Below are 12,355 nucleotides of genomic sequence, written 5' to 3'. Positions count from 1 at the left end.
CAGGGCCCCGCCGGGAGCGGCGGGGACGCGAGCAGGAGCGGCGGCCGGCGCCGGAGCGGGCGCGGGCGCCGGGGCGAGCGCCGCCACCGGCGCCGCCAGCAGGGCCGTCAGGACGAGGGTCAGGGTCTTCATGCCCCCACCGTCCCGCGCCGGGGACACGCTCCGTCGGGGCCTGTGGACGGCCCGTCCGGTGTGGACATCGCCGTCACCCGGCACACCGCCGGGTCCCGTACACTTCTGGTGGCGATCCGGGTCACCGGGTCGACTTCGCACGCCCCAGCACCGGCCTCTCAGGCCGCGTGGCAGCGCCTCTCGGTCCCCTCTGCGGGGGCAGGGCGCGGTGGGGCGTCAGGAACCAAACCGAGAAAACAAGGAGATGGCCATGGCCGTCGTCACGATGCGGGAGCTGCTGGAAAGCGGCGTCCACTTCGGTCACCAGACCCGTCGTTGGAACCCGAAGATGAAGCGCTTCATCTTCACGGAGCGCAACGGCATCTACATCATCGACCTGCTGCAGTCGCTGTCGTACATCGACCGCGCCTACGAGTTCGTGAAGGAGACCGTCGCCCACGGCGGTTCCATCATGTTCGTCGGTACCAAGAAGCAGGCCCAGGAGGCCATCGCCGAGCAGGCGACGCGCGTTGGTATGCCGTACGTCAACCAGCGGTGGCTGGGTGGCATGCTCACCAACTTCTCCACCGTCTACAAGCGCCTCCAGCGTCTGAAGGAGCTTGAGGCGATCGACTTCGAGGACGTCGCGGCCTCGGGTCTCACCAAGAAGGAGCTCCTCGTGCTCTCGCGCGAGAAGGCCAAGCTGGAGAAGACCCTCGGCGGCATCCGCGAGATGTCGAAGGTTCCCAGCGCCGTCTGGATCGTCGACACCAAGAAGGAGCACATCGCCGTCGGTGAGGCGCGCAAGCTCCACATCCCGGTCGTCGCGATCCTCGACACCAACTGCGACCCCGACGAGGTCGACTACAAGATCCCGGGCAACGACGACGCGATCCGCTCCGTCACCCTGCTCACCCGCGTGATCGCCGACGCCGTCGCCGAGGGCCTCATCGCCCGTTCCGGTGCCGCCACCGGTGACTCGAAGCCGGGCGAGAAGGCCGCCGCCGAGCCGCTCGCCGAGTGGGAGCGCGACCTCCTCGAGGGCGACAAGAAGGCTGACGACGCTGCTGAGGCTCCGGCCGAGGCCGCAGTCGAGGCCGCTGTCGAGGCTCCGGCCGCCGAGGTCGTCGCCGAGCCCGTCGTCGAGGCCCCGGCCGCCGACGCCGAGCAGGCCTGACCCACTGAGAGCGCCCGGCGTTCACCCGCCGGGCACTCGCAGCACGGACGATGACGGCGGGGGAGCCGCGCCACGAGCGCGTCTCCCCCGCCATCTCCTCTACGACTTCGAGAGAGAATCACAGACTCATGGCGAACTACACCGCCGCTGACGTCAAGAAGCTCCGCGAGCTCACCGGCGTCGGCATGATGGACTGCAAGAACGCGCTGGTCGAGTCCGACGGCGACGTCGACAAGGCCATCGAGGCGCTCCGCATCAAGGGTCAGAAGGGCGTCGCCAAGCGCGAGGGCCGTTCTGCCGAGAACGGTGCCGTCGCCTCGCTCATCGCCGACGACAACACCTCCGGTGTCATCGTCGAGCTGAAGTGCGAGACGGACTTCGTCGCCAAGGGCGACAAGTTCCAGGCCGTCACCGACCAGCTGGCCGCCCACATCGCCAAGACCTCCCCGGCCGACCTCGAGGCGCTGCTCGCGTCCGAGATCGAGGCCGGCAAGACGGTCCAGGCGTTCGTGGACGAGGCCAACGCCAACCTCGGCGAGAAGATCGTCCTGGACCGCTTCGCGCAGTTCACCGGCGGTTACGTCTCGGCGTACATGCACCGCACCATGCCCGACCTGCCGTTCCAGATCGGTGTCCTGGTCGAGCTCGACAAGGCCGACGCCGAGGTCGCCCGCGGCGTCGCGCAGCACATCGCCGCGTTCGCGCCGAAGTGGCTCGCCGAGGACGAGATCCCGGCCGAGATCCTCGAGTCCGAGCGTCGCGTGGCCGAAGAGGTCACCCGCGCCGAGGGCAAGCCCGAGGCCGCTCTGCCGAAGATCGTCGAGGGTCGCGTCAAGGGCTTCGTCCGCGACAACACCCTGCTGGGGCAGTCCTACGCCCTGGACGCCAAGAAGTCCGTCCAGAAGGTTCTGGACGAGGCCGGTGTCACCCTGGTGCGCTTCGCGCGCATCAAGGTCGGCATCTGAGTCCGTCCGTACGCGACGGACACCGGACCCCGGTAGGGTCTGAAGCAGTCGTCCGCCTTCGCGCCGGACGACCGCAGATCTGACGAGGAGGCCATTGCCGTAGAGGGAACCGCGAGGACCCACCGGCAATGGCCTCCTTCGTATGTGCACGAGGAGATCTCCATGAATCAGGGCGTGGACCCCCACACCGCTTCCGACGACAAGAGCGACCAGGACAAGAAGGGTCGCCGCTTCATGCTGAAGCTGTCCGGCGAAGCCTTCTCCGGCGGCGGCGGCCTGGGCGTCGACCCCGACGTCGTGCACGCCATCGCCCGCGAGATCGCGGCCGTCGTCCGCGACGGCGCGGAGATCGCGGTCGTCATCGGCGGCGGCAACTTCTTCCGCGGCGCCGAGCTCCAGCAGCGCGGCATGGACCGGGCCCGGTCCGACTACATGGGCATGCTGGGCACGGTCATGAACTGCCTCGCCCTCCAGGACTTCCTGGAGAAGGAGGGCATCGACTCCCGCGTCCAGACCGCCATCACCATGGGTCAGGTCGCTGAGCCCTACATCCCGCTGCGCGCCGTGCGCCACCTGGAGAAGGGGCGCGTCGTCATCTTCGGCGCGGGCATGGGCATGCCCTACTTCTCCACCGACACCACGGCCGCCCAGCGCGCCCTGGAGATCGACGCCGAGGCCCTGCTGATGGGCAAGAACGGCGTGGACGGGGTCTACGACTCCGACCCGAAGAAGAACCCGGACGCGGTGAAGTTCGACGCCCTGGAGTACAGCGAGGTGCTGTCCCGCGACCTCAAGGTCGCCGACGCCACGGCCATCACGCTGTGCCGCGACAACAAGCTGCCGATCCTGGTCTTCGAACTGCTCGCCGAGGGCAATATCGCCCGCGCGGTCAAGGGTGAGAAGATCGGCACGCTCGTCAGCGATCAGGGCACCCGGGCCTGACACGGGCACCCGGCGCCCGGCCGGCCCCGCCAGCCTGAACCATCCATTCAAGACATGCAGGAGCACGTGGTGATCGAAGAAACCCTCCTCGAGGCCGAGGAGAAGATGGAGAAGGCCGTCGTCGTCGCCAAGGAAGACTTCGCGGCGATCCGGACCGGCCGTGCGCACCCGGCGATGTTCAACAAGATCGTGGCCGAGTACTACGGCGCGGTCACGCCGATCAACCAGCTCGCGTCCTTCGCGGTTCCCGAGCCGCGCATGGCCATCGTGACGCCGTTCGACGCGTCGGCCCTGCGCAACATCGAGCAGGCGATCCGCGACTCCGACCTCGGCGTCAACCCGAGCAACGACGGCCGGATCATCCGCGTCACCTTCCCCGAGCTGACGGGGGAGCGCCGCAAGGAGTACATCAAGGTCGCCAAGACCAAGGCCGAGGACTCCAAGATCTCCATCCGTTCCATCCGCCGCAAGGCGAAGGACACCCTCGACAAGATGGTGAAGGACAAGGAGGCCGGCGAGGACGAGGTGCGCCGCGCGGAGAAGGAGCTCGACGACGCCACCGCGAAGTACGTCGCGCAGGTCGACGAGCTGCTGAAGCACAAGGAAGCCGAGCTGCTCGAAGTCTGATGAACGACTCTCCCTGGCGGGCGGAGCCGGTTCCGGCGGGTCCCGCATACGATGCGCAGGTGGGCCCGCACACTCGGCCCATGCCCATCGTTCCCGATGCCGCCGGCCGTGACTTCGACGACCGGGAAGCACGCGATCCGGGGGCCGCCGATGCGGGCGGCCCCCAGTTCCGCGCCGAGACGCCGCCGCAGGAGCCCATGTCCACCCCACCTTCGCAGGCCCCGCAGGACGCCTCGCAGCCCCCGCAGAAGAAGCGGGCCGGGCGTGACCTGCGCGCCGCCATAGGGGTCGGCATCGGCCTCGGCGCGGTGATCTTCGCCTCGCTGTTCATCGTCAAGGCGGTGTTCGTCGGCGTCGTCGTCGTCGCGGTCGTCGTGGGGCTGTGGGAGCTGACCTCCCGCCTCCAGGAGCAGAAGGGCATCAAGGCCCCGCTGGTACCGCTCGCGGTCGGTGGCGCGGCCATGGTCATCGCCGGATACGTCCGGGGGGCCGAGGGCGCCTGGGTCGCGATGGCGCTCACCGCGCTCGCGGTGCTCGTGTGGCGGATGACCGAACCCCCCGAGGACTACCTCAAGGACGTCACGGCGGGGGTGTTCGCCGCCTTCTACGTGCCCTTCCTGGCCACGTTCGTCGCGATGCTCCTCACCGCGGACGACGGGCCGCAGCGGGTGGTCACCTTCCTGCTGCTGACGGTGGTCAGCGACACCGGGGCGTACGCGGTCGGCTGGCGCTTCGGCAAGCACAAGCTGGCCCCGCGCATCAGCCCCGGCAAGACCCGCGAGGGGCTCTTCGGAGCGGTGGCCTTCGCGATGGTCGCCGGCGCGCTGTGCATGGAGTTCCTGATCGACGGCGGCGCCTGGTGGCAGGGTCTGCTGCTGGGCCTGACGGTCGCGGTCAGCGCCACGCTGGGCGATCTCGGCGAGTCGATGATCAAGCGGGACCTCGGCATCAAGGACATGGGAACGCTGCTGCCGGGGCACGGCGGGATCATGGACCGGCTGGACTCGCTGCTGCCGACCGCGCCCGTGGTGTGGCTGCTGCTGGCGGCCTTCGTCGGCACGGGCTGACCCCCCGCGGGGACCGGGAGGAGTCCGTCCGAGAGGGGCGGAACCCCCCGGGCGGTTACCCTTGAAAGGCGCGCTGCTTCTTGCGGTGCGCCTTTCGTCTTTACCGAGGAGTACCTGCCATGGCCCGCCCTGTTCCGGGAGAGCTCACTTTCGTCGCCCCTCGCGGAGCCAAGAAGCCCCCGCGGCACCTGGCCGACCTCACCCCCGAGGAGCGGCGCGAGGCCGTGGCCGCGATCGGTGAGAAGCCGTTCCGGGCCAAGCAGCTGTCGCAGCACTACTTCGCCCGGTACAACCACGACCCGGCGCAGTGGACGGACATTCCGGCGGCCTCCCGCGAGAAGCTCCGCGAGGAGCTGCTCCCCGACCTGATGTCGGTCATCCGGCACATCTCGTGCGACGACGACACCACCCGCAAGACGCTGTGGAAGCTGCACGACGGCACGCTGGTCGAGTCCGTCCTGATGCGCTACCCCGAGCGGGTCACCATGTGCATCTCCTCGCAGGCGGGCTGCGGCATGAACTGCCCGTTCTGCGCCACCGGCCAGGCGGGGCTGGACCGCAACCTCTCCACCGCGGAGATCGTGCACCAGATCGTCGACGGCATGCGCGCCCTGCGCGACGGCGAGGTGCCCGGCGGCCCGGCGCGCCTGTCGAACATCGTCTTCATGGGCATGGGCGAGCCGCTGGCCAACTACAACCGCGTGGTCGGCGCGATCCGTCGGCTGACCGACCCGGAGCCCGACGGCCTCGGCCTGTCGCAGCGCGGCATCACGGTCTCCACGGTCGGCCTGGTTCCGGCCATGCTGCGCTTCGCCGACGAGGGCTTCAAGTGCCGTCTGGCCGTCTCGCTGCACGCGCCCGACGACGAGCTGCGCGACACCCTGGTGCCGGTGAACACCCGCTGGAACGTGCGCGAGGTGCTGGACGCGGCCTGGGAGTACGCCGACAAGTCCGGCCGCCGGATCTCCATCGAGTACGCGTTGATCCGTGACATCAACGACCAGGCCTGGCGCGGCGACCGGCTGGGCCGGCTGCTCAAGGGCAAGCGCGTGCACGTCAACCTGATCCCGCTGAACCCGACCCCGGGCTCCAAGTGGACCGCCTCGCGCCCCGAGGACGAGCGGGCCTTCGTCCAGGCCATCGCGAACCACGGCGTACCGGTGACCGTCCGGGACACGCGCGGCCAGGAGATCGACGGCGCCTGCGGCCAGCTCGCCGCTTCGGAGCGCTAGCGCCGGATTCCGGATTTCCTCCCGGAGCGGGGCCGCGGGGTACCCTGTGGCCGAAACCAACTGCATATTCCGACAGGGGAGCGCCACAGCGCTGAGAGTGCGGTAACCGTCACCGCAGACCCTCTGAACCTCGCCCGGGTCATTCCGGGTAGGAAGTTCGGTCACCACTCAAGCTGTTGCGCCCTGCCCGGCGACCGCTCTCGCGTCCACGTGGCGCGAGGCGCTGGGCAGGGCCGCGTCTTCTCCTGGACATCCCAGGAGGAAGCATTCAATGAGCACCACCAAGAAGATCGCGGGCAGCGCGCTCGTCGTCGCGCTGGGCGTGAGCACCCTCGCCGCCTGCGGCGGCGAGTCCAAGCCGGCGGCGGAGACGAAGACGATCACCCTCGTCAGCCACGACTCCTTCAACGTGACCCCGGCGGTCCTGAAGGAGTTCGAGCAGCAGAGCGGCTACACCGTCAAGGTGCTCAAGAGCGGCGACGCGGGCGCCGCCCTCAACCAGGAGATCCTGACGAAGGGCTCGCCGCGCGGCGACGTCTTCTTCGGCATCGACAACACCCTGCTCTCGCGCGGGCTCGACAGCGGCATCTTCACCCCGTACGAGGCCAAGGGCCTGGCCGGGGTCGGCGCCCAGTACCAGCTCGACAAGGAGCACCGGGTCACCCCGGTCGACTCCGGCGACATCTGCGTCAACTACGACAAGGCGTACTTCGCCGACAAGAAGCTCGCCCCGCCGCAGACGCTGGACGACCTGGTCAAGCCGGAGTACAAGAACCTGCTGGTCACCGAGAACGCGGCGACCTCCTCGCCCGGCCTCGGTTTCCTCCTGGCCTCCGTCGGCAAGTACGGCGACGACGGCTGGAAGGCCTACTGGACCAAGCTCAAGGCGAACGGCGTCGAGGTCGTCGACTCGTGGGAGGCGGCGTACAACGAGCGGTTCTCCGGCTCCGCCGGCGGCAAGAAGGCCAAGGGCGACCGCCCGCTGGTGGTCTCCTACGCGTCCAGCCCGCCGGTCGAGGTGCTGTACGCCGAGCCGCAGCCGGCCGAGGCTCCCACCGGGGTCGCCACCGGCACCTGCTTCCGGCAGGTCGAGTTCGCGGGCCTGCTCAAGGGCGCGAAGAACGAGGCGGGCGGCAAGGCCCTGATCGACTTCCTGGTGAGCAAGAAGTTCCAGGAGGACATGCCGCTCCAGATGTTCGTGAACCCGGTGGTCAAGGACGCGAAGCTGCCGGACCTCTTCACCAAGCACGGCGTGGTCGTCGAGAAGCCGGAGACGGTCGCGCCCGACGCCATCGCGAAGAACCGTGAGCAGTGGGTCAAGGCATGGTCCTCGCTCGTCGTGAAGTAAGCGGCGCGAAGGAGTCGGGCGGTCGTGGTGCGGCTCGCCCTGATGGCCCTGCCCCTCGCCTTCTTCGGCCTGTTCTTCGCCTACCCGGTCGCCGCGATCGTGGGCCGCGGTCTGCGGGGCGACGACGGCTGGCGGTTCGGCCGGATCGGCGAGGTCCTCGCCCGGCCCGACATCGCCGACGTGCTGTGGTTCACCACCTGGCAGGCGCTGGCCTCGACCGCGCTGACGCTGCTGGTCGCACTGCCCGGGGCCTACGTCTTCGCCCGCTTCGAGTTCCCCGGCAAACAGCTGCTGCGGGCGGTCGTCACCGTTCCCTTCGTGCTGCCCACCGTGGTCGTCGGCACCGCCTTCCTGGCCCTGGTCGGACGCGGCGGGATGCTGGACGAGCTGTGGGGCGTACGGCTGGACACCACCGTCTGGGCGATCCTGCTCGCCCACGTCTTCTTCAACTACGCCGTGGTCGTCCGCACGGTCGGCGGCCTGTGGGCGCAGCTCGACCCGCGCCAGGAGGAGGCGGCCCGGGTGCTCGGGGCGGGGCGGTTCGCCGCCTGGCGCCGGGTGACCCTGCCCGCGCTCGGCCCGGCCGTCGCCGCGGCCGCCCTGATGGTGTTCCTGTTCACCTTCACCTCCTTCGGCGTCGTGCAGATCCTCGGCGGACCGGCGTACTCCACCCTGGAGGTGGAGGTCTACCGGCAGACCGCGCAGCTCCTCGACCTGCCGACCGCCGCCGTCCTGACGATGGTGCAGTTCGTGGCCGTCGGCGCGATCCTCGGCGTGCACGCCTGGACCGTGCGCAAGCGGGAGACCGCGCTGCGTCTGGTCGATCCCGCCGGGACGGCGCGGCGGCCGAGCGGCGCCGGGCAGCGGCTGCTGCTCGGCGCGGTCCTGCTGACGGTCGCGCTGCTGATCGTGCTGCCGCTCGGGGTCCTGGTCGAACGGTCCTTCGACACGCCCGGGGGCTACGGCTTCCGCTACTACCGGGCCCTGCAAGAGGCGGGCGCCGGTGGCGGGACCTTCCTGGTGCCGCCGCTGGAGGCGATCTGGAACTCCCTCCAGTACGCCCTGGCCGCCACCGCCATCGCCCTGGTCGTCGGGGGGCTCGCGGCCGCGGCGCTCACCCGGCGCGGGGGCCGCTTCGTGCGCGGGTTCGACGCGCTGTTGATGGTTCCGCTGGGGGTGTCGGCCGTGACGGTCGGCTTCGGCTTCCTGATCACCCTGGACGAGCCGCCGCTGGACCTGCGCACCTCGTGGATCCTGGTGCCGCTCGCCCAGGCGCTGGTCGGCGTCCCCTTCGTCGTACGGACCATGCTGCCCGTACTGCGCGCCGTGGACGGCCGGCTGCGCGAGGCCGCGGCGGTGCTGGGGGCCTCGCCGCTGCGGGCCTGGCGGGAGGTGGACCTGCCGCTGGTGCGGCGGGCGCTGCTGATCGCCGCCGGATTCGCCTTCGCGGTCTCGCTCGGCGAGTTCGGGGCGACCGTCTTCATCGCCCGGCCCGACCACCCGACGCTGCCCGTGGCCGTGGCCCGGCTGCTGGGACGCGCGGGCGAGATGAACTACGGGCAGGCGATGGCCCTGAGCACGATCCTGATGCTGGTGTGCGCGGCGTCCCTGCTGGCGCTGGAACGGCTGCGCCCCGACAAGACCTCCGGAGAGTTCTGATGACCCTGCTGGAACTGAGCGAGGTCTCGGTGCGCTTCGGCGAGCGTGCGGTCGTGGACGCGGTGGACCTGGCGGTCGCCGAGCACGAGACCGTGTGCGTGCTCGGGCCGAGCGGCAGCGGGAAGTCCACGCTGCTGCGGGTGGTCGCCGGACTCCAGGCGACCGCGGCCGGGCTGGTGCGCCTCGGCGGGGCCGACCAGCGCGGGGTGCCGGTGCACCGGCGCGGGGTGGGCCTGATGTTCCAGGACCACCAGCTCTTCCCGCACCGCGACGTCGGCGGGAACGTGGCCTTCGGCCTGCGGATGCGGGGTGCGGCGCGGTCGTCGTACGAGGCCCGGGTGGCGGAGCTGCTGGAGCTGGTCGGTCTGCCGGGGGCGCAGCGCCGGGCCGTGGCCTCCCTGTCCGGCGGCGAACAGCAGCGGGTGGCGCTGGCCCGGGCGCTGGCGCCGTCGCCGCGGCTGCTGATGCTCGACGAGCCGTTGGGGCAGCTGGACCGGGGGCTGCGGGAGCGACTCGTCGTCGAGCTGCGGGAGCTGTTCTCCCGGCTCGGGACGACCGTGCTCGCCGTGACGCACGACCAGGGCGAGGCCTTCGCGCTCGCCGACCGGGTGGTGGTCATGCGGGAGGGACGGATCGCCCAGGTCGGGACCCCGCTGGAGGTCTGGCAGCGGCCCGCGTCCGAGTTCGTGGCGCGGTTCCTCGGCTTCGAGAACGTGGTTCCGGCGGAGGTCTCGGGGGGCGTGGCGCAGACCGTGTGGGGCCGGATCCCGGTGCCGGTGGGGTCCCCGGAGGGGGCGTGCCGGGTGCTGGTGCGGTCGGCGGGGGTCGTGCCGGGGCCCTCCGGGCTGGGGTGCGTGGTGGAGGCGCGGACGTTTCGGGGGACGCACGTGGCGCTGCGGCTGCGGGCGGAGGCGGGGCCGGTGCTGGAGGCCGAGTGCGGGTGGGCCGGGGCGCCGGGTCCGGGGGACCGGGTCGCGGTCACCTTCACCCCGTCCGAGGTGGTCGTCCTTCCCCCGGAGTAGCCGCCGTCCCCGGCGCGGCGATTCGCCTCAATCGCCGGCGGGGCCGGTGGCCCGGCGGCGATTGAGGCGCCGCCTGAGGTGCAAGCGGGCCGCGTGCGGACGGTCGGGTCAGTGGACCGGGACCGGGGGGTCCGATTTGGTGTTCGCCTCGGTTTCGGGGTCGGCGCCTTCGTGGTTGCCGAACCAGGCCACCGCCACCGCACCCGCCACGGCCAGGACGAAGCCGAGTACGGCCAACCACGCCAGCCCCGGCCGGGACGCGTCCCCGAGCCACAGGACGCCGATGGCCCCCGGCAGCACCGTCTCGCCCACGACCAGCGCCGCCGTCGCACCGTTCACCGAGCCGATCTGCAGGGCGACGGTGTGCAGGTACATGCCGCCGGTCCCGGCGAGGAAGATCGCGTACAGGGCCGGGTCCGCCAGCAGCGCACCGAGCGAGAACGGCTCGATGCCGTCCAGGATGCGCACGCCCACGCCCAGCGCACCGAACGCCAGGCCGGACAGCAGACCCGCCAGGATCGCCGCCCGCCCGCCGAGGAACCGCACGGCCACCGTGCCGCCGCCGATGATCAGCACGGTCACCGCCAGCAGCCACCAGTGCGTCGCGGCCGCGGCGTGGTGTCCGCCCTCGTGGCCCGCGGCCGTCGCCAGCAGCACCAGCGCGCCGCAGACGACACCGATCGAGGTCCACTCCTTGCGGGTCAGCCGGATGCCGAGCATCTTCACGCTCAGCACGGCGGTGATCACCAGGTTGGCGCTGATGACCGTCTGGGAAAGGAACAACGGCAGCAGCCGGGCGGCCAGCGCACCGAGCCCGAACCCCAGGAAGTCCAGGATGGTGCCGACGATGAACTCCCAGGTCATCGCCGCTTTGGCGGTGGAGGCGAGGTTCGGTCCCCCGTGCTGGGTGACCCCCGCCCCGGCCTCGGAACTCCGGGCCGCCTTGCGGGACCCCACGGCTTGTAGGACGGATCCCGTGCCGTAGCAGATGGAAGCCGCGACAGCGGTCAGCAGGCCTATGAGCACAGAGGGCTCCGTTCACGTCTGGCAGGTTTTTACGTATCTATTACCTATGCCAGACGGCCTATCGGCCCCGGAAGTTGCCTCGTACCCCTAAACGAATGACGCGAGTGTCGCCGGAACCTCGTCGACGGAGTCCACCAGTGCGATGCGGGACTCCATCGGCCGGCCCGCCGCCAGGGCCTGGAGCAGCGGCCACGCCGGGAGCCGCTCGGTCCAGTGCTCCCGGTCGACCAGGATCATCGGGGCTGGCTCGCCGCGCGATCCGTAGTAGTTCGGGGTGGCGTTGTCGAAGATCTCCTGCACGGTCCCCGCGGCGCCCGGCAGGAAGACCACGCCCGCGTTGGACCGCGCGAGGAGCCCGTCCTCGCGGACGGCGTTCGCGAAGTACTTCGCGATGTGCCCCGCGAAGGCGTTCGGCGGCTCGTGGCCGTAGAACCAGGTCGGGATGCCCACCGAGTCACCGCCGTCGGGCCAGCGCTCCCGCACGGCGAAGGCGGCCCGCGCCCACCGGGAGACCGACGGGGCGAAGGACGGCGCCTCGGCCAGCATCTTCAGGGCCTCCGTGAGCGCGTCGTCCGCGGCCGGGGCCAGGTACGCGCCGAGGTTCGCCGCCTCCATCGCGCCGGGTCCGCCACCGGTGGCCACGGTCAGCCCGGTCCGGGCCAGGCTCCGGCCCAGTCGGGCCGCGCCCGCGTAGGCCGGGCCGCCGCGGGCCATGGCGTGCCCGCCCATGACGCCCACCACCCGGGCGCCCGCGAGGTGCTCGTCCAGGGCGTCCGAGATGGCGTCGTCGTGGATGGACCGCAGCATGGAGGAGAAGACGTCGCCGTCGGCCTTCGTCTCCTGGAACCAGGCGTACGCCTCGGCGTCCGGGGTGGCCTCGTACCCGGCGGACAGCGAGGCGAAGAGCTCCTGCGGGGTGTAGAGCAGCCCCCGGTAGGGGTCGAACGGCAGGTCGGGCACCGGCGGGAAGACCAGCGCCCCGTCCGCGCGCACCTTCGCGGCCGCGTCGGGCTCCATGGGGCAGCCCAGGAAGACGGCCGCGGTGGTGTCGCTCGACAGCAGGGCGAGGGTGCGCTCCAGCAGGTTGACCGACTGGATGCGGTAGCCGCTCAGGTCCCCGCGGGCGACGACCTGGTCGAATTCGGCGAGGGTCTCGATCTCGATGTCCGGGTAAGCCAT

The 12,355-nt window shown here is 71.0% G+C and carries 11 protein-coding genes and 1 riboswitch; of the genes, 9 read left to right on the top strand and 2 right to left on the bottom strand.

Going from position 1 to position 12,355, the window contains the following annotated elements; genetic code table 11:
* Positions 1-382 precede the first annotated feature (382 nt).
* The 9 genes from rpsB to ACFWAR_RS22680 all read left to right on the top strand — a co-directional run bounded on the left by rpsB (position 383) and on the right by ACFWAR_RS22680 (position 10,150).
* The gene (gene rpsB, locus ACFWAR_RS22720; RefSeq protein WP_385779964.1) at positions 383-1,288 is read left to right on the top strand and encodes a 30S ribosomal protein S2; all 906 of its coding nucleotides are present in this window, start codon (positions 383-385) and stop codon (positions 1,286-1,288) included.
* Between the two features lie 128 nt (positions 1,289-1,416).
* Entirely contained in the window at positions 1,417-2,253 is an 837-nt protein-coding gene (gene tsf / locus ACFWAR_RS22715; RefSeq protein ID WP_385779961.1) for a translation elongation factor Ts, read from the top strand.
* A gap of 162 nt (positions 2,254-2,415) precedes the next feature.
* Positions 2,416-3,195, top strand: a complete 780-nt coding sequence (gene pyrH, locus ACFWAR_RS22710; RefSeq protein WP_385779958.1) for a UMP kinase — start codon at positions 2,416-2,418, stop codon at positions 3,193-3,195.
* Between the two features lie 69 nt (positions 3,196-3,264).
* The gene (frr, locus tag ACFWAR_RS22705; RefSeq protein WP_351040105.1) at positions 3,265-3,822 is read left to right on the top strand and encodes a ribosome recycling factor; all 558 of its coding nucleotides are present in this window, start codon (positions 3,265-3,267) and stop codon (positions 3,820-3,822) included.
* Positions 3,822-4,889, top strand: a complete 1,068-nt coding sequence (locus ACFWAR_RS22700) for a phosphatidate cytidylyltransferase (RefSeq protein ID WP_385779953.1) — start codon at positions 3,822-3,824, stop codon at positions 4,887-4,889. Before frr ends, ACFWAR_RS22700 begins: the two co-directional genes overlap by 1 nt.
* 119 nt (positions 4,890-5,008) lie before the next feature.
* Complete coding sequence (gene rlmN, locus ACFWAR_RS22695; RefSeq protein ID WP_385779950.1) at positions 5,009-6,121, top strand: 23S rRNA (adenine(2503)-C(2))-methyltransferase RlmN; 1,113 nt, start codon at positions 5,009-5,011, stop codon at positions 6,119-6,121.
* A gap of 64 nt (positions 6,122-6,185) precedes the next feature.
* Positions 6,186-6,294: riboswitch (TPP riboswitch) on the top strand.
* A 98-nt stretch (positions 6,295-6,392) separates the two neighbouring features.
* Positions 6,393-7,469, top strand: coding sequence for a thiamine ABC transporter substrate binding subunit (locus ACFWAR_RS22690; protein WP_385779947.1), 1,077 nt, complete (start codon positions 6,393-6,395; stop codon positions 7,467-7,469).
* A gap of 42 nt (positions 7,470-7,511) precedes the next feature.
* Positions 7,512-9,128, top strand: coding sequence for an ABC transporter permease (locus tag ACFWAR_RS22685; protein WP_385779969.1), 1,617 nt, complete (start codon positions 7,512-7,514; stop codon positions 9,126-9,128).
* Entirely contained in the window at positions 9,128-10,150 is a 1,023-nt protein-coding gene (locus ACFWAR_RS22680) for an ABC transporter ATP-binding protein (RefSeq protein WP_385779944.1), read from the top strand. The genes ACFWAR_RS22685 and ACFWAR_RS22680 overlap by 1 nt, the downstream gene beginning before the upstream one ends.
* A 108-nt stretch (positions 10,151-10,258) precedes the next feature.
* Here ACFWAR_RS22680 and ACFWAR_RS22675 read toward each other — a convergent pair whose 3' ends face one another.
* Together ACFWAR_RS22675 and ACFWAR_RS22670 are read right to left on the bottom strand one after the other, a co-directional pair.
* Entirely contained in the window at positions 10,259-11,176 is a 918-nt protein-coding gene (locus ACFWAR_RS22675; protein ID WP_385779941.1) for a hypothetical protein, read from the bottom strand.
* A gap of 87 nt (positions 11,177-11,263) precedes the next feature.
* Positions 11,264-12,355, bottom strand: coding sequence for an LOG family protein (locus ACFWAR_RS22670; protein ID WP_385779939.1), 1,092 nt, complete (start codon positions 12,353-12,355; stop codon positions 11,264-11,266).

Source organism: Streptomyces sp. NPDC059917 (genome assembly GCF_042730635.1).
GTDB lineage: Bacteria > Actinomycetota > Actinomycetes > Streptomycetales > Streptomycetaceae > Streptomyces.
Note: the sequence above shows the minus strand (reverse complement) of the source record. Positions and strands in the feature narration are given on the sequence as shown.